At 48.0% G+C, this 16,407-nt stretch carries 20 protein-coding genes; all 20 read right to left on the reverse strand.

Annotation, left to right across the window (positions count from 1 at the left end; translation table 11 throughout):
• Window positions 1-14: 14 nt before the first annotated feature.
• Complete coding sequence (locus KNO79_RS07650; protein ID WP_214691029.1) at window positions 15-632, reverse strand: DUF1405 domain-containing protein; 618 nt, start codon at window positions 630-632, stop codon at window positions 15-17.
• A 96-nt stretch (window positions 633-728) separates the two neighbouring features.
• Window positions 729-1,523, reverse strand: a complete 795-nt coding sequence (locus tag KNO79_RS07655) for a menaquinol-cytochrome c reductase cytochrome b/c subunit (RefSeq protein WP_015881479.1) — start codon at window positions 1,521-1,523, stop codon at window positions 729-731.
• A 33-nt stretch (window positions 1,524-1,556) separates the two neighbouring features.
• Window positions 1,557-2,228: a menaquinol-cytochrome c reductase cytochrome b subunit gene (qcrB, locus tag KNO79_RS07660; protein WP_015881478.1), complete on the reverse strand. Its 672-nt coding sequence runs from the start codon at window positions 2,226-2,228 to the stop codon at window positions 1,557-1,559.
• 19 nt (window positions 2,229-2,247) lie between these two features.
• The gene (locus KNO79_RS07665) at window positions 2,248-2,748 is read right to left on the reverse strand and encodes a QcrA and Rieske domain-containing protein (protein ID WP_214691030.1); all 501 of its coding nucleotides are present in this window, start codon (window positions 2,746-2,748) and stop codon (window positions 2,248-2,250) included.
• 110 nt (window positions 2,749-2,858) lie between these two features.
• A complete protein-coding gene (locus tag KNO79_RS07670; protein WP_214691031.1) occupies window positions 2,859-3,299 on the reverse strand; it encodes a DUF2487 family protein in 441 nt (146 codons plus the stop codon).
• 160 nt (window positions 3,300-3,459) lie between these two features.
• Complete coding sequence (locus tag KNO79_RS07675; RefSeq protein WP_015881475.1) at window positions 3,460-3,993, reverse strand: ReoY family proteolytic degradation factor; 534 nt, start codon at window positions 3,991-3,993, stop codon at window positions 3,460-3,462.
• Window positions 3,994-4,016: 23 nt separating this feature from the next.
• Window positions 4,017-5,291 (reverse strand): tetratricopeptide repeat protein, encoded by a 1,275-nt coding sequence (locus KNO79_RS07680; protein WP_159562131.1) that lies wholly within the window; start codon window positions 5,289-5,291, stop codon window positions 4,017-4,019.
• 29 nt (window positions 5,292-5,320) lie between these two features.
• A complete protein-coding gene (gene aroA, locus KNO79_RS07685) occupies window positions 5,321-6,571 on the reverse strand; it encodes a 3-phosphoshikimate 1-carboxyvinyltransferase (protein ID WP_214691032.1) in 1,251 nt (416 codons plus the stop codon).
• Window positions 6,568-7,623, reverse strand: coding sequence for a 3-dehydroquinate synthase (locus KNO79_RS07690; RefSeq protein ID WP_214691033.1), 1,056 nt, complete (start codon window positions 7,621-7,623; stop codon window positions 6,568-6,570). The genes aroA and KNO79_RS07690 overlap by 4 nt, the downstream gene beginning before the upstream one ends.
• The gene (gene aroC / locus KNO79_RS07695) at window positions 7,617-8,780 is read right to left on the reverse strand and encodes a chorismate synthase (RefSeq protein ID WP_074037184.1); all 1,164 of its coding nucleotides are present in this window, start codon (window positions 8,778-8,780) and stop codon (window positions 7,617-7,619) included. The genes KNO79_RS07690 and aroC overlap by 7 nt, the downstream gene beginning before the upstream one ends.
• A 9-nt stretch (window positions 8,781-8,789) precedes the next feature.
• A complete protein-coding gene (locus KNO79_RS07700; RefSeq protein WP_159562127.1) occupies window positions 8,790-9,569 on the reverse strand; it encodes a CheR family methyltransferase in 780 nt (259 codons plus the stop codon).
• A gap of 101 nt (window positions 9,570-9,670) precedes the next feature.
• A complete protein-coding gene (ndk, locus tag KNO79_RS07705; protein ID WP_214691034.1) occupies window positions 9,671-10,090 on the reverse strand; it encodes a nucleoside-diphosphate kinase in 420 nt (139 codons plus the stop codon).
• Window positions 10,091-10,182: 92 nt separating this feature from the next.
• The gene (locus KNO79_RS07710; protein WP_074037186.1) at window positions 10,183-11,145 is read right to left on the reverse strand and encodes a polyprenyl synthetase family protein; all 963 of its coding nucleotides are present in this window, start codon (window positions 11,143-11,145) and stop codon (window positions 10,183-10,185) included.
• 3 nt (window positions 11,146-11,148) lie between these two features.
• A complete protein-coding gene (locus tag KNO79_RS07715) occupies window positions 11,149-11,850 on the reverse strand; it encodes a demethylmenaquinone methyltransferase (RefSeq protein ID WP_015881467.1) in 702 nt (233 codons plus the stop codon).
• A 20-nt stretch (window positions 11,851-11,870) separates the two neighbouring features.
• The gene (locus KNO79_RS07720; RefSeq protein WP_214691035.1) at window positions 11,871-12,443 is read right to left on the reverse strand and encodes a heptaprenyl diphosphate synthase component 1; all 573 of its coding nucleotides are present in this window, start codon (window positions 12,441-12,443) and stop codon (window positions 11,871-11,873) included.
• Window positions 12,444-12,569: 126 nt separating this feature from the next.
• Window positions 12,570-12,842, reverse strand: coding sequence for an HU family DNA-binding protein (locus tag KNO79_RS07725; RefSeq protein ID WP_015881465.1), 273 nt, complete (start codon window positions 12,840-12,842; stop codon window positions 12,570-12,572).
• 109 nt (window positions 12,843-12,951) lie between these two features.
• The gene (locus KNO79_RS07730; protein WP_214691036.1) at window positions 12,952-13,662 is read right to left on the reverse strand and encodes a hypothetical protein; all 711 of its coding nucleotides are present in this window, start codon (window positions 13,660-13,662) and stop codon (window positions 12,952-12,954) included.
• Window positions 13,663-13,667: 5 nt separating this feature from the next.
• Window positions 13,668-13,868, reverse strand: a complete 201-nt coding sequence (locus KNO79_RS07735) for a DUF2768 domain-containing protein (RefSeq protein ID WP_015881463.1) — start codon at window positions 13,866-13,868, stop codon at window positions 13,668-13,670.
• Window positions 13,869-13,964: 96 nt separating this feature from the next.
• Window positions 13,965-14,990, reverse strand: a complete 1,026-nt coding sequence (locus tag KNO79_RS07740; RefSeq protein ID WP_196430566.1) for an NAD(P)H-dependent glycerol-3-phosphate dehydrogenase — start codon at window positions 14,988-14,990, stop codon at window positions 13,965-13,967.
• A gap of 17 nt (window positions 14,991-15,007) precedes the next feature.
• A complete protein-coding gene (gene der / locus KNO79_RS07745; protein WP_015881461.1) occupies window positions 15,008-16,318 on the reverse strand; it encodes a ribosome biogenesis GTPase Der in 1,311 nt (436 codons plus the stop codon).
• Between the last annotated feature and the right edge of the window lie 89 nt (window positions 16,319-16,407).

Here is a 16,407-nt window from a genome sequence, read left to right on the forward strand (position 1 = left end):
TTGATAATTTGATTTTACATTCTTATGACCTTATTTTCAAGCGATGGACGTAGGACGAAGGCATATCCCATAAAAAAACATAATCCTGTCAACCAAAAGGAGCCGTAGCCGATCCACATGATGTGTTCTGCCAGTGACGGATAACGTGGCCATTGACCGAGTACATAATCGACGACGTCATTATGAATTACCCAAATTAGCGTACATACAAACGAGGTGACCGTCCATTTCATGAATGGCGCGTAGATGAGCGCCTGTAAGGCCATTGCACCGTGAGAGACCATCAACATGACGGCCATCAAGATGGTCAAGGTCGGCGCATCCGGTGATAACGTGCCCAAATACATGATGTTCATAATCACGGCCCAGACCCCGTATTTAATCAACGTGATGAAGGCCAGCGTCTCGAACAACGGGGAGCGCTTGTTAGCTAACCAAAGTCCGAGGACAATCGTAAAGAAGAATGATGCTGTCGGACTATCCGGTACGAACAGCCAATAGATGTACGGTGTGTCACGTAATTGAGGCTCGTACCAGATATACCCGTAAATCGTCCCTCCCAAGTTGATGATCAATAGAATAGTCAATACAATCCGATGCATCAAGAACGGTTTTAAAAACATGGGGTTCATTGTCTCAATCCTTTTTCTTCAGTTTTCTTCAGTTTATCGTATGCGTCGTGCAGAAGTAAAAAAGTGTAGCCCGATATTCAGGCTACACTTGATGACTTACTTGTTATTTTCGCCGCCTTCACCGTATGAAGCGATGAACTCAGACATGGCTTGGAGATCTTCATCTGAACCATCCCACTGACCAGCTGGCATCGTACCGACACCGTTGACCGCGATTTCCGCGATTTCTTCAGCCGTATACTGTGTGCCGACGAGTGCTGGAGCCGCTGCTCCACCTTCTAGGTTTTGACCGTGACAGTTGACGCAAGATTGAGCTGAATAAATCTCATATCCTGGAGCCGCTGTATCGATTTCAGGACCTTCACCCGGAATTTGAAGCTCACCTTGTGCATGAACTTGATCCCAGTGTGTCGTTTGAACAGATTCCCAAGTCAAGTAGAAGACCGAGAGAATTCCAAGTAACATGAAACTGATCGCGACTGGACGTTTCGCCGGTCGACGCTCGAGACCTTGGTCAAGCCATGGTGCAACGAGAAGTGCCGTGAACGCCAAGCCTGGAATAATGACTGTACCAAGTAAGATCCAGTCCCCAGCAGCGAATTGATATTTGAGTAATTGATACAAGAACAAGAAATACCAGTCCGGCAACGGAATGTATGACGTGTTCGTTGGATCGGCGATATTTTGAAGCGGTGGTGCTTCGACAATAGTCAAAGCGATGAATCCGATCAAGAAGACCGATCCTACCATCCACTCTTTAAGCAAGAAGTTCGGCCAGAACGCCTCTGTGCGTCCTGGGTATTCTGAATAGTCTTTTGCAATGTTTTGTTTCCGATTCGAGATTCCTACTCGAGAGTCGGTTACAAATTTCATCCCTTTACCGCGATGCATATCGTTTCTCCTCCTTTTTCTCCTCGAATCGGCTTATAGCGGTCCAGAAACCCCTTGTTTACGAATCATCAAGAAGTGGGCTCCCAACAGTCCGAACAATGCCGCCGGTAAGAAGAAGACGTGAATTGCGAAGAATCGTGCGAGTGTGCTCGCCCCGACAATCTCACCACCAGCGAGAAGTGTCTTCGCAATACCACCGATAACCGGTACACTTTCAGCGATTTGAAGCGTAACTTTCGTTGCGAACAATGCCTTCATGTCCCATGGAAGCAAGTATCCTGTGAGTCCGAGCGCCAAGACGACGAAGAACAAGAGAACACCAACGACCCAGTTGAGCTCACGTGGCTTCTTATACGATCCCGTGAAGAACACGCGGAGCGTATGTAAGAATAACATGACGATCGCTACAGATGCGCCCCAGTGGTGCATCCCACGAACGATTTGTCCGTGTGCGATCTCATTTTGCAAATAATACACCGACGCGTGCGCGTTGATGATATCTGGTACGTAATACATCGTCAAGAACATCCCTGAAAGGATCTGGATGACGATTGTAAAGAACGTCAAACCGCCAAAACAATAGACAAATGCAGAGAAGTGATGAGCAGGGTTGACGTGTTCCGGTACTTCATGGTCTGCGATATCGCGCCAGAGCGGTGTGATGTCTACGCGTTCATCGACCCAGTCATAAATTTTTTGTAACATCGGCTAGTTCCCCCTCTCATTACTGAGCGACTGGACTACCTAAATATAGGAAGCCGTCTTTTTCTTCTTTTTCATAACGTGCAAGTGGTGCTGTCGGCGGTGTACCTGGAATGTTCGTTCCATCTTTTTCGTAACGTCCCAAGTGACACGGACAGAAGAATTCTTGTGGACGAGTCGGATCACCAGCGAATGCTACCTGACAGCCAAGGTGTGTACAAATCGGAGAAAGTGCGATGATCTCGCCACTATCTGTTTTGTAAACCCATGCTGAAAGCGTTTCTTCAAATTCATACCAAGCATCTTGTGTTTGTTTCTTAAAGTCGACACGTTGCGGCTCAGTCGTGATGTCATCAAGACTCATTACTTTTACTTTGTTGCCTGCACCAGTTTTTTTCAAAACCGGATCGATCGCAAAGTTGACCATCGGACTGATCAATGTTGCCGCCATAAAGCCACCTACTCCAGTCAGTGTGTACGTTAAGAACTGACGGCGCGTGACTTTTGACCCATTTTGAGCCATTTCGTTCCCCCCTCATTCGTGTGCATAACCCCATAATTCTTTATGCATTCTTCACAAAAATTTCTCACTCAACAAAATAGTATATCAATAAAACCTCTACGTCAACCGCTTCATGTCGCCATCCAACGGCTCGAAAGTTCCGTGATGACTTGTGTCGCAAAATTCTGGACCATCGTGTGCGCTTGATCGCTTGACATCGATCCAAGCGCGAGCGGCGGTACGAACAAAATCGGCAAATCAAATGCTTTGAAACGGACGTCTGACGCGATAAACAATACGTGAGAAAATCCGGATGAATTTGCTTTCGCCACCACATCCTGCGCCAATTTCACACCAGCTTCCACATCGGTGTAACTGATGGTCGGGCTGAGCATCGTTCGACCAGATAATTGACGTTCTGTCTCAGCCGTGACGGCATGAATCACTTCATAGCTTTCGGCTTTACGAACCATATCTTCACCAAACGCCAATTCTGCGAGCGGAACGATGAGCGTATCGACGTATTGTCGTTCGGCAATCGAGCGAAGTGCCCCTTGACTATCGAACCTCATCTTTTCCCTCCTCTCCTTCATATCTCATCATGTCTATTGTAGCGTACATGACTTCGCTCACCTTTCAAAGTTATGAACGAACTGTGAAATAATTGTGTATTCCTACGTAATTAATATACCAAAAAACAAGCGCCTACCGGAACGGAAGCGCTTGTTTTTTTCAAAATAATTTAGATGCTCGCACTTGATGAAGTTGAGTCGTCAGATTGCGGAATAAATTCTCGTCTCGTCGGTCGAGCGCCTTATCGATTTCAATCAGCAATCGTTCTTCTTCAAATTGAGCAACCGATGCTTGAATGACCGTTTGAGCAGAAGACGAGACTTCATCTCTCACTTCTGCCACCGGTTCAAACGGATTCTGTTCGACGATGTCGACCCAGTTCTCATCGATCATCATGCCTTGAAAATTTAACTCTACATAGATTGGCCCATCGTGTAGACGGATGTCATGATAAGCCTTCTCAGGATTCATGGTCACAAGGTCTCCCCGTCGGTATCGAAACGGTTCACCGTCAAACCCGTACGCTGTCATCACGAGACTTCTTGGTGAGACCGAAGCGTTTGTCACGAAATGAACGTTGCCAAGCTTTTCAGGATGTCTTAACCAATAGTCAAGAATCCACTTTGCTTCACGTTTCCGAAGCGTATGATGAGCGACGAATCGCTTCAAAAAATTACGTTTCCGCTCGACCATCTGACCTCATTCCCTTCCCTTATTCATTCTACGTCATCAGACAATTGTTCGAGCTGTTCTTCGAGCGCTTGGCGATCATCGAGGTCGACCACCAATGCAAGCGATTGCTCGACCACACGTCGCGCGTCTTGTCTACGACCTTCCTCTATCAACAGTGTAGCCCATTCCGTCACAAATGACACGTCCTCTTTCATCATCGGTTCAATTGAGGCATATAGACTGACCGCTTCGTCGTACGCTTCGAGCTCATATTTCGCCTTCGCCTTGTACCATGTCATGAGCGGCGACGTCGCATGATCTTCGAGTGCATCGATGGTTTCGAGAACATCATCGAATTCTCCTGCTTCAAATAAAATCGATAAGAGCAATTCGGTCGCTTGTAACGACTCTGGATTTAACACGAGCGCCTCACGAAGTTCTTTAATGGCACCGTCCCGATTTCCGAGTTTGAGAAGCAGTCTTGCTTTGACGTGGCGTAGTTCATCATTATAATCGTCGCGCGTGATACCTTGATCGACGATCTCAATAGCCTCTTCCGTTTGCCCGATTGCATCGAGTGCCTCGGTATAGGGCAAGTAGAGCGACGTGAAGTCTGGGTCCATCGCCTGAAGCTCTTTGAACTGCTTGATCGCCACTTCCTCACGTCCGATCCGATGAGCCGTCATCGCATGACCGAAGACAGTGTTCAAATCGCGATGTGTGGCCCGCTCATATTCTTCGAGCGCCTCTTCAAACGATCCGACCATCGTGAGGGCCTCCGCGTAATCCGCTTGATAGTCGATTTCAACCGGCAACTTCATCTTCGGAAGTCGCGCATAGAGTGGAATGGCTTGTTCAAATGAACCGGTAGAGGCATACAATTCAGCCAATCCATAGATGAGTAAAGGTTCATCCGGATTTTTCTCGAGCGCCTCCATCAGTTTCTTCACTGCCACTTCATCCAATCCTTGCGATTGATACAGGTCAGCGAGGAGGACGAGGCTCCTCACTTGCGTATCTGCGTCATCCGATTTGATTTTTTCAAGCACGGCAATCGCTTCCTCTTCACGGTCACTATCCAAGTACGCTTCCGCCAGCGATAGGGCGACATTCGGGTCTCCCTCATAGTCGACGTATAGTTTTGAGAGAACGGCTGTCGCCCGGTCGGCAAGACCTAACTCTAAATAGAGGTCGGCGATGGCTAAACGGTCATCATCCGACCCTTCCTTCTCAAGTTCTTCTAGATGCATGAGTGCATGTTCCGTCTCACCTGACTCAAGCATCTCGATTATATGTGTTAAAGCTGATTCATCTAGCATGGTTCGTCCTCCTGGGCTTCGGTTTGTCGTTATTCTATCTTACGTTGAACCCGTTGTAAATCTTCACGGAATCGAGGATAACTGACATCGGATGCCTCGATCCCCTCGATGTGAACGGCTTCATCGGTCATGAGTGACGCAATCTGTAACATCATGGACAAGCGATGGTCTCCGTAAGTCGAGACATCTCCTCCATGAAGGCGACTCGGATTGACGATGAATCCGTCCTCAGTGCCGACGATGTCCACACCTAACTTCCGTAGTTCCGAGACGACCACGTCAATCCGGTCAGTTTCTTTCACGCGCAGTTCCGCTGCGTCTTTCACGATGGACGGTGAATTCGCTTGAGAGGCGACGAGTGCGAACAGTGGTAATTCATCAATCTGTGAAGGAATGAAATCCTTTTCGACGACTGTGCCGGTTAGCTCACTCGTCGTGACCGTGACGTCTCCGACTCGTTCTTCACCGACCAATCGTTCGTTCGAAATGACGACATTCGCACCCATCCGTTCGAGCGTACGTAAAAATCCAATCCGTGTCTCATTCAAACAGACGTCCTTCGTCATAACTGAACTGTCTGCCACCATGGCCGCCCCTGCCCAGAAAAACGCAGCCGATGACGGGTCTGCCGGTACGTCGACCGTACATCCTGTCAATGACGAAGGTTCGACACGGATGACGCGTAACCCTTCCTCGTTTACAATCGATAGCTTCGCACCGAATAGGGGCAACATGCGCTCGGTATGGTCACGTGACAACATCGGTTCTCGAACAATCGTTGTACCCGAGGCATGTAAGCCCGCGAGCAGGACGGCCGACTTCACTTGGGCGCTTGCGACCGGTAACGTATAGTCAATGGATCGAAGCGTCGTTCCTTCGATGACGAGGGGTGCCATATCCCCTGTCACGTGTGCGCCCATGTTTCGTAAAGGCTCAGTAACGCGTCGCATCGGACGCCGGGATAACGATTCATCGCCTACGAGTTCAAACGACCCATTATAGCTGGACAAGAGACCGATCAGTAGGCGCATCGTCGTACCTGAATTCCCACAGTCTAGACGTGCCGAGCGCGGAGACGCAGTCCCCTTAATGACTAGTTCGTCTTGCAGTTCTGTCACGTCGGCTCCAAGTGATCGAATCACCTCGAGCGTCGAACGACAATCGGCACCTAGGAGTGGATTCCGCACGTGCGTCGTCCCGTTCGCCATCATCCCGAATAACAGTGCCCGATGTGTGATGGATTTATCACTCGGTACACGGATAGAACCGTTTAAACTCATCGTTCCCACCATCCTTTCATCTGTTCAAACGTATGTCGAAGATGTTCGAGCTGTACCGACTCCACAGTGATCGTTTCACGAAGTAACACAAAACGAATTACACCATGTCGGTTCTTTTTATCCAGCATCATTTTTTCCACGTAGTGGTCGAATGGTTGCCAATCGATTGGCGTGACGTCGTTCGAACGCATCCAATTGAACAATCGCTTCGCTCGAACTTCATCTCCTGACACGAGGAAAGCGAACACCATCCCATGTAAAACCGCTTCCCCATGTGGGATACGATAGGCTTCCACCGATTCAAGGGCATGACCGAACGTATGCCCGAAGTTAAGCCAAGCACGAATGCCTTGTTCTCGCTCGTCCGTCTCGACAATGGTTTGTTTCACTCGAATCCCACGGGCAAGCCACGACACCCAATCCAACGGTTCGTTCTCGTTCAAGTCTAAAAACAAGTCGTCCTCGAAAGAAGATTCGAGGACGTAACGTGATAAGTACGCATGTTTCAATAACTCACCGAGACCGCTTCGCACTTCCTGGACGGGCAAGGTATTCAGTCGACTGACGTTGTAATAGACGCCTGACGGTTGATAGAATGAACCGATTGCATTTTTCGCAAAGGGGTGATTGACTGCCACTTTGCCTCCGACAGCCGAATCGTGAGCCAAAATCGTCGTTGGCACTTGTATGTATGGAACGCCTCGCATGTAGACACTTGCTAGAAAACCAGCCAAGTCGCCGATCATTCCACCGCCAAAGGCGACAATCAGTGTTTGGCGGTCACATCCGTGGCGCAACCCTTCTGCGACAAGCTGCTCGAGCTGAGATAGCGATTTCGACGCATCACCTGCTTCGACGACGGACGAAACGACGTGGGAATGGGTCAGATTCAACGTAGAACGGAACGACTCTCCGTAAAGAGACTCGACATGTTTATCCGTAACGACCCATAGCATCGAATAACTGGACCAATCAACTGAATCGATCCAACGATCCTGTTTGTCCAAGACGACTTCGTATGGGGTCGATGCTGAGATTGAAATCGTTACCATACTCGCAACTCCTCCCGATACTCATCGACCCGATGTTTGATTCGTTCCATCGTGTCGTGCCCGAACGTCTCACAAACTTCCTTCGCGACTTCAAATGCGATGACTGCCTCAACGACGAGGGAAGCGGCAGGCACAGCGCACGAGTCACTCCGCTCGATTTGAGCTAAAAACGCCTCTTTCGTATCGATATCGACCGATTGTAAGGGTTTATAGAGCGTAGGAATGGGTTTCATGACGGCTGAACAAAGGATTGGCATCCCCGTAGTCATGCCCCCCTCAAATCCACCGAGATGGTTACTGAGTCGCGTATACCCATCATCCCCGTATGCGATCGGGTCCATCACTTCAGAACCCGGACGATACGCCATTTCAAACCCTTCACCGAATTCAACACCTTTAAATGCGTTGACACTCATGACCGCTTGTGCGATTTTCGCATCCAGTTTACGGTCGTACTGCACATACGAGCCAAGTCCCGGTACAACACCATGTACTTCTGTACACACGATTCCACCAATCGAGTCTCCATTTGCCTTGGCCTCATCGATTCGACGCATCATCCGCAACGCGGCCTCTTCATCTAACGTACGTACCGGTGAGGCATCAACGACCGCTTGTGCTTCTTGAAGCGAATCAAATGTGCACGACTCCGCCCGTTCCCCACCAATCACTTTGACATAACTAAAGAGGGATACCCCGATTTGTTGAAGGAGTTGCTTACAGAAAGCCCCGACCGCTACACGAGCCGCTGTTTCTCGTGCGCTTGAGCGCTCCAATACGTCACGTAAGTCTCGATGGTCGTATTTCATCCCACCGACCAGGTCAGCATGTCCAGGTCTCGGTCGAGAGACGCGGCGTTTCACTTCGATATCGCTCTCAATCGGTTCAGCCTGCATGACGTGTTTCCAATGCGTATGGTCTTTATTCTCAATCCAAAATGTGATGGGTGCACCTGTGGTCACGCCATGCCGTATGCCCGAGCGAACTTCTACCTGGTCGGACTCGATTTGCATGCGGCGCCCTCTACCGTAACCCGATTGACGTTTTTTTAACTCTGCATTGATTTGAGAAATATCTATAGAGAGTCCGGCCGGGGCCCCTTCAATGATGACCGTCAGACCGGGACCATGTGATTCACCAGCTGTCAAATAACGCATCCGTTCACCTCATCCATCCATTTTTTCATAAAAGAAACTTTGCTTCATTGCATAGCCGTAACGTTTCGGTTGGAAAATTTGTTCCGTCCCACCGACAAATAGCATCCCACCTGGACGTAACGCCCGTTGGAACGACGTATATACCTTCTCTTTCGCCTCTTCAGTGAAGTAAATCAAGACATTTCGACAGACGATCAAATCAAAATTGCGTTCGTACACATCCGCTAACAAGTTATGCTTTTTAAACGTCACCAGCTGCTTGATTTCATCTGAAATATAATAGTCGTCGCCACGACGGGTAAAGTAGCGCTTCTGAAACTCCTCAGGCAAATCGATGAGCGCCCGTTCATGGTACTTTCCTTGCTTCGCTTTTTCGATGACGACATCATCTAAGTCCGTAGCCATAATTGAAAATTGAGATGGGGCAAGATGTTTCGACAACAACATGGCAAGTGAGTATGGCTCTTCTCCGGTTGAACAGGCAGCACTCCATACGCGAAGCTTCCCTTGACTCGAGCGAATCAGATGCGGGAGGATATCCTCTTCAAGCTGTTGCCAACGAATCGGGTTGCGATAAAATTCACTCACATTGATTGTCATCCGGTCGAGAAACTCTTCATAAAGTTGACGATCTGTATCCATCGCCTTCAAATACTCTAAAAACGATGCATACCCCTTCTTTTCGCGTAGTGCGACCATACGGCGCTTCATCTGCGCCTCTTTATATAAGTTCAAGTCAATACCCGACTTGATATAAAACTTTTTTACAAAGATGGCATAATCATTCATCACCAATTTCAACCTCAATTCTTTCTCATTTCCGCATTCTTGTGACCTCAGGCGATTCAAAGGGAATCAAAAAGGGACAGGTTTCCCCGTCCCTCGAAAAGTCATGAAACGTGTGAAACCACTTCAGCGAACCAAAGTGAGAGTTCACGTTCCGCGCTATCCACACTATCAGAACCATGAATCACATTTTGTGACATCGTCGATGCAAAATCACCGCGAATGGTTCCTGGTTGAGCATCCACCGGTTTCGTCTTCCCGATCATTAAACGAGAGACGGCCACGATGTCTTCCCCTTCCCATTCCATCGCAACGACAGGACCAGAAGTCAAAAACTCGACCAATTCACCAAAGAACGGCTTTTCTTTATGCTCTGCGTAGTGTGCCTCTGCGACCTCAACTGACGGTGTCACCATTTCGAGACGGTTCAACGTATATCCTTTGTTTTCGAAGCGTGAGATGATTTCCCCAATCAATCCACGTTTTACCCCATCAGGTTTAACCATTAAAAATGTCTTTTCCATTCCCCAAATCCCCCTAAGTCTATAAATGTGTACGTTGTACGTATTTAGTGTACACGGTCCAACACATTTTTGAAAGGGGTTACATGGGGCATTTACCATTTGCGTTTCCCAATATATTGCGCAATTTCAATTAACGACCGCTTGTCTGGAACATCCGGCAACCCGTCTAGTCGGCGGATGGCACGGTTGACGTAGCGATCAATCGTCCGTTGACTGCGTTCTAACGTTCCGTTTCGTTGCACTTCCCGGACGAGAGATTTCGTCACTTCCGTATCCGTCGAGGCGTTCACTTGACGGAGACGTTCATAAAAGTCGGAATCCTCAGATGAATATAGGAGCGGTAACGTTTTATGACCGTGCTTCAAATCTTCCCCGACCGGCTTACCGAGCTGAAAACTCTTAGCGGTAAAATCAAGCAAGTCATCCGTCATTTGAAAAGCCATACCGATGTCATATCCAAACAGACTTAATTGCCTCACGATTTGTGGAGACGCTCCAGAGATGACAGCTCCTGCCGCACAACTCGTTTCAATCAACAGAGCGGTCTTTCGCGCAATCCGATCTAAATAGCGCTTCGGTGATTGCCCCCACTCAAATTGATCTTGGATTTGATTGATTTCACCGACACAGATTCGTTCCATCGTATCTGCCATGATGCGCATCACTTCTGGTGAATCAATTTCGGATACGAGACGAATCGCTTCTCCGAATAACGTATTCCCTGTATACATCGCTACTGTTTCATCATATCGTTCCATCACGGTTGGTTTGCCACGACGGAGCATCGCGTCATCGATGACATCGTCATGGACGAGTGATGCCATATGAATCAACTCAAGACTTGAGGCAACTTTCGTCAAACGGATATCTTTCGTCTCACCAAACCCGGCGCTCAGTAAGACGAAGGCGGGTCGGATGCGCTTGCCACCGGCATCGAGTAATTGGCGCGATGCCGATTCAATGACAGGGTGGTCCGTCCTGACTCGAGTAGATAAGAATTGATCGATTTGATCAATCTCTCGGTTCATATGACGATAAAGTCGCTTCAAAGACATGGTTCACCACTTCTTTCCTAGATGCATGGCACATGCACCTCCGGAGAATGTCTTCACTTCGACTTGTTCAAACCCGGCATCTTCGAACATCCGCTTGAGAGTCAAACGATCTGGGAACTGATCGGTTGACTCCTGCAACCACTTATACTGATCGTATGAACCGGCAAAGACCTTTCCAAAAAGCGGCATGACCGTTCCAAAGTAAAAACGGTACAACTCTTTAAAAAGCGGTGCTGTCGGTTGGCTCGTCTCGAGACAAACAACCGTTCCACCTGGTTTCAAGACACGGTGCATTTCACGCAAGACCGTCATATAGTCCGGAACGTTTCGGAGTCCAAATCCGATTGTGACATAGTCAAAGGAGTTGTCACCAAACGGAAGAGCCATCGCATTTCCATGAAGCAATTCGATGTTCGGCCAAGATTTGACCTTTTCCTCTCCCACTTTTAGCATGTTCTCTGAAAAATCGAGTCCTTTCACAACTCCCGTGTTTCCGGCAGCATCCGCTAATTGAATCGTCCAGTCAGCAGTCCCGCAACAAACGTCTAAACATTTAGCCCCCGGAAAGACGTTCATTTTTTTCATCGTTGTCCGTCGCCACCATTTATGAAGTCGGAAGCTGATAATCGAGTTCATCGTATCGTAGCTCGGAGAAATGGACTGAAATACTTCGTATACTTTTTGCTCTTTTTCTATCGGTTGCAACGCGTAACATCCTTTCCGTTCTAAGCGACCGCATGCGCGAGCAACGTCGTAAGTTGCTCCTTTTGGTCTTGTCTAAGCGCTGTCGCTTTCATTTCAATCATTCGTTTCCCGCTCGTTGTCAAATAAGGTTGTTCAATCAGTTCGGAAAGTGTTTGAATCAATCCGATGTTCGCTTCGAGCCAAACGTTCATTGAAACGTTCTTCTCAAGCAATAAGGTGCACTTCGCCGCATTGACCCGCTGTACAGACTGACCGAATCGATCACTGTATGATGATGGAAAGTCCGTCAAGATTTTATAAAACTGAGCCGATGCAAAGTCCCCGGCGAGCACTTTTAATTGGCGTGCCAAAGACCCGTTCGGGCTACTGTTTACTTGGTCGTGTAAATCAAGCGCTTGATGTGCGAAATAGGTTGCCATCACGAGTTGTCGATGCTCAATCGATTCCAAATCAATCATCTCGACCATCCAACGAAGCAATAACATGTCGACGGCTGGTACAACCTCGTGTTTCGTCAAATAGGGATGATTCATACGTGTTTCGATTTGACGAGCAAGGTCTGTGACAACGAATTCATTTGTCAACTGTTCCATGCTATCCCCCCTCGTCCACTTCATTGTCATTCTGACATAGTATAGCACATTTTTGTCACATTCACGTCATTCGAACTCGTAAACCCAACAAAAAAAGCCGCCTTTCGGCGACTTATGTATTGCAGATTACTTGACCGCATCTTTGAGCGCTTTACCTGCTTTGAATGCAGGAACTTTGCTCGCTGGAATTTCGATATCTTCTTTTGTACGTGGGTTACGACCTTTACGGGCAGCACGCTCACGAACTTCAAAAGTACCAAAACCGATCAATTGAATTTTCTCACCGTTTTGGAGTGCTTCAGTGATTGATTCAAACGTAGCTTCTACGATTTTCGTTGCTTCTTTTTTAGAAACATCGGCTTTCTCAGTAACAGCTTGGATCAATTCAGTTTTGTTCATCACGATTCACCTCCTCTCACAGGGAGTTTACGGGATTAATCATATCGTACAAACGTTGATATGACAACATTTTTTGCATGATTTCGCGACATTCACTATCAAAACAGGTTCAGTTGTTTAAAAAAACGACTTCTCCTTGTTCATCAATTGTGTATCCTTGCGAATAAGCTGGGGCGAATGGAGCATCTTTATAGAGCAAATAACGAATATCTTCGCCAATTTCCGGTGACTCATCCGTCTTTTGAAGCGCTTCCTTCACATCTTCGCGATAGTCTACAAACAGTTGTCCCGTGCCATCCACATAGATCGGAAGTTCACGATCCGAATAAGGACTTGGAATGGACGGCTCTTCTGTGACAAAGATTTTATCATAATCGAGCGTGAACTGATTCTTACCTAATGATCCGTCAAATGGGAACTTGCCTTCTTTTGCCCGAAATGCGTTGATGTTCGTTTGAAGTTGTTGCAACCGCTCAGACACACGCAAGTCGATCAGCTTCACGGTCGGTTCCGTCTCGACATCGACGAGGATATATTGGAACAACCCGCCACCTTCGAAACTATTCGCCGGTGGGTCCGCTAAATAGCCAGGTACGAGACGAGCGAATTCAACTGGGTAACGCTCCATGAGAGGCGTTTCTGCTGGTTTCGTTTTGATTGGTAATACCCCAGATTGCTCACGATAGGCATCGACCGCACTTTGTACCGTATTCAATTGATCTTCGTACGGGATATTGTTGGCCCGCTCTGATTCAGGAAACATACACCCTGCTAACAGTGTCGTCAAAACCAAACTGATAGCGACAATCTTTTTTTTCATCACGTTTATCCTCCAGTCGGTCCTGAGACGACGACAAAAATCATGATTACAGTCCCAAATAAGAAAATGATGAAAGCAATCAGTCTGACGAGCGTGGCGAACCAACCGCTCAGTTTCGTATGACTGAGTGCGACCATTAATGCAGCGATGGCGAAAGCCCCGATCCCTGCGAATGATATCCACATTTTGATGAGTGACGGTGTCACGTCTATCCCCCTACTTTCTCTATGTTCTCCAGACTTCAAGTTTAGCAAAAAAAAGCGAGGAACTGAACGAAAACGTCAGCTCCTCTCTCAATCTGTCTATTCTTCAAAATGAAAAACTTGTTCCATCTCGTGTTTTTGCGGGCGTCTCATCAATTTTTTCACTTCATCATGAGGACTCTTCCCTTCAAACAACACGTTATAGAGAGCCTCTGTGATCGGCATCTCCACACCCGCTTCTTTGGCGAGGGAATGGGCTGCTTCACAGGCACGGACGCCTTCGACGACCATTCCCATGTTCCCGAGAACGTCTTCTAATTTTTCACCACGACCGATGGCGTTACCAGCTCGCCAGTTACGGCTATGTTGTGACGTCGCCGTCACAATCAAGTCTCCGATCCCTGTCAATCCTGAGAACGAGGCCGGGTTCGCTCCAAGCTTCACGCCAAGTCGAGCAATTTCGACAATCCCACGAGTCATGAGGGCAGCTTTCGCGTTGTCCCCATAACCAAGCCCATCCGTCATACCCGCCGCTAGGGCGATGATATTTTTCAGTGCTCCACCGTACTCGGCTCCTACGACATCAGAATTCAAGTACACGCGGAACTGATCGTTTGTGAGGAGCTCCTGCACTTCATCCGCGACATCAAGGTCGGCACATGCGATTGTGATGGTCGTCGGTTTACGGACCGCAACCTCTTCAGCATGAGTCGGTCCAGTTAATACACCGATTGCCCGACGCTTAGAAGGATCGATTTCTTCGGCGATGATTTCTGAAAGGCGCTTATGCGTTTTTGGTTCGATCCCCTTCGCGGCATGAACGATGGTGACAGGTTCCGTCAACAATGTGTTCAATTCCTTTGAGACAGGACGAATCGCCGAACTCGGGACGACGAGAAAGACGATACTTCGACCGTCTAACGCTTCTTTCAAGTTCGTCGTCGCACGAATTGATTCAGGTAATGGCGCGTCTTTCAAATAAAACGAGTTCGTATGTGACGAATTGATTTCATCCACATGTTCTTGTTCACGTCCATAGAGCAGGACATCATGGCCATTATCCGCTAACACGAGCGAGATGGCCGTTCCCCAGCTCCCCGCTCCGATGACAGCTACGTTTGCCATAAGTGGCACCCCCGTTATTAGTTTTTCTGACGAGCCACGATGTGAATCGGTGTCCCGGTGAAGTCAAATGCTTTACGGATTTGATTCTCTAAATAACGTTTATACGAAAAATGCAACAACTCAGGATCGTTGACAAACAAGACGAACGTCGGCGGCTCGATGGCCACTTGAGTTGCGTAGTTGATCTTCAATCGTTGTCCTTTATCCGTCGGTGTCGGGTTCATCGCGACTGCATCGACGATGACATCGTTCAATACGCTCGTCGAGATACGACGGCGATGTGTTTCTGCCACTTGTTTGATGACAGGCAACAATGTCTGCAAGCGTTTTGACGTGAGCGCTGATAAGAAGACAACCGGCGCATAGTCGAGGAATAAGAATTCTTGACGAATCTTCTCTTCCATCTTCTTCATCGTCTTATCATCTTTTTCGACGGCATCCCATTTATTGACGACGATGACAATCGCCTTCCCGGCTTCATGCGCGAGACCTGCGACACGCTTGTCCTGCTCGATGATTCCTTCTTCCCCGTCGAGGACGACGAGAACCACGTTCGAGCGTTCAATCGCCTTTTGTGCGCGCATGACACTATAACGCTCTGTCGATTCATATACTTTTCCGCGTTTACGCATACCTGCCGTATCGATGATGACGTACTCTTGTCCGTCACGTGTGAACGGTGTATCAATCGCATCGCGAGTCGTACCTGCAATGTTTGAAACGATGACACGCTCTTCACCGAGGATTGAGTTCGTCAAGCTTGATTTCCCTACGTTCGGGCGACCGATCAATGAGAACTGAATCACGTCTTCGTTGTATTCGTACTCGTCTTTTTCTGGAGCGAGTTCAAATACTTGGTCTAACAAGTCACCGAGTCCTAACCCGTGCGTACCCGAAATCGGGAACGGATCTCCGAATCCGAGGGAATAAAACTCATACATGAGATCTCGCATTTCAAAGTTATCGACTTTGTTGACGGCAAGAACGATCGGTTTATTCGAACGGAACAACAAGTTCGCAACCTCTTCATCAGCCGCCGTGATCCCTTCACGTCCATTCACCATGAAGATGATGACGTCTGCTTCATCGATGGCGAGTTCCGCCTGATGACGCATTTGAACGAGCAACGGCTCGTCCCCTACTTCGATCCCACCTGTATCGATTAAATGGAACTTACGGTTGAGCCACTCTCCTGTTCCGTAAATACGGTCACGTGTGACACCCGGTTTATCGTCGACGATCGAGACACGATCACCGATGATACGGTTAAAAATTGTGGATTTTCCGATATTCGGACGGCCAACGATGGCCACTACTGGAATTCCCATAACAACACCTCACTAACTTTCTATCAAAATTTCATCATTTCATCATTTCGAAACGCAACTTACCTATCATATCACAGGCAAAATTAAGT

Origin of the sequence: Exiguobacterium sp. s43 (assembly GCF_018617255.1) — a bacterium.
GTDB lineage: Bacteria > Bacillota > Bacilli > Exiguobacteriales > Exiguobacteriaceae > Exiguobacterium > Exiguobacterium profundum.

What these genes read in the sequence shown, in the direction of transcription:
- KNO79_RS07650 (WP_214691029.1), bottom strand. Translation starts at nt 632, where the DNA reads ATGAACCCCATGTTTTTAAAACCGTTCTTGATGCATCGGATTGTATTG.
- KNO79_RS07655 (WP_015881479.1), bottom strand. Translation starts at nt 1,523, where the DNA reads ATGCATCGCGGTAAAGGGATGAAATTTGTAACCGACTCTCGAGTAGGA.
- qcrB (WP_015881478.1), bottom strand. Translation starts at nt 2,228, where the DNA reads ATGTTACAAAAAATTTATGACTGGGTCGATGAACGCGTAGACATCACA.
- KNO79_RS07665 (WP_214691030.1), bottom strand. Translation starts at nt 2,748, where the DNA reads ATGGCTCAAAATGGGTCAAAAGTCACGCGCCGTCAGTTCTTAACGTAC.
- KNO79_RS07670 (WP_214691031.1), bottom strand. Translation starts at nt 3,299, where the DNA reads ATGAGGTTCGATAGTCAAGGGGCACTTCGCTCGATTGCCGAACGACAA.
- KNO79_RS07675 (WP_015881475.1), bottom strand. Translation starts at nt 3,993, where the DNA reads ATGGTCGAGCGGAAACGTAATTTTTTGAAGCGATTCGTCGCTCATCAT.
- KNO79_RS07680 (WP_159562131.1), bottom strand. Translation starts at nt 5,291, where the DNA reads ATGCTAGATGAATCAGCTTTAACACATATAATCGAGATGCTTGAGTCA.
- aroA (WP_214691032.1), bottom strand. Translation starts at nt 6,571, where the DNA reads ATGAGTTTAAACGGTTCTATCCGTGTACCGAGTGATAAATCCATCACA.
- KNO79_RS07690 (WP_214691033.1), bottom strand. Translation starts at nt 7,623, where the DNA reads ATGGTAACGATTTCAATCTCAGCATCGACCCCATACGAAGTCGTCTTG.
- aroC (WP_074037184.1), bottom strand. Translation starts at nt 8,780, where the DNA reads ATGCGTTATTTGACAGCTGGTGAATCACATGGTCCCGGTCTGACGGTC.
- KNO79_RS07700 (WP_159562127.1), bottom strand. Translation starts at nt 9,569, where the DNA reads ATGAATGATTATGCCATCTTTGTAAAAAAGTTTTATATCAAGTCGGGT.
- ndk (WP_214691034.1), bottom strand. Translation starts at nt 10,090, where the DNA reads ATGGAAAAGACATTTTTAATGGTTAAACCTGATGGGGTAAAACGTGGA.
- KNO79_RS07710 (WP_074037186.1), bottom strand. Translation starts at nt 11,145, where the DNA reads ATGTCTTTGAAGCGACTTTATCGTCATATGAACCGAGAGATTGATCAA.
- KNO79_RS07720 (WP_214691035.1), bottom strand. Translation starts at nt 12,443, where the DNA reads ATGGAACAGTTGACAAATGAATTCGTTGTCACAGACCTTGCTCGTCAA.
- KNO79_RS07725 (WP_015881465.1), bottom strand. Translation starts at nt 12,842, where the DNA reads ATGAACAAAACTGAATTGATCCAAGCTGTTACTGAGAAAGCCGATGTT.
- KNO79_RS07730 (WP_214691036.1), bottom strand. Translation starts at nt 13,662, where the DNA reads ATGAAAAAAAAGATTGTCGCTATCAGTTTGGTTTTGACGACACTGTTA.
- KNO79_RS07740 (WP_196430566.1), bottom strand. Translation starts at nt 14,990, where the DNA reads ATGGCAAACGTAGCTGTCATCGGAGCGGGGAGCTGGGGAACGGCCATC.
- der (WP_015881461.1), bottom strand. Translation starts at nt 16,318, where the DNA reads ATGGGAATTCCAGTAGTGGCCATCGTTGGCCGTCCGAATATCGGAAAA.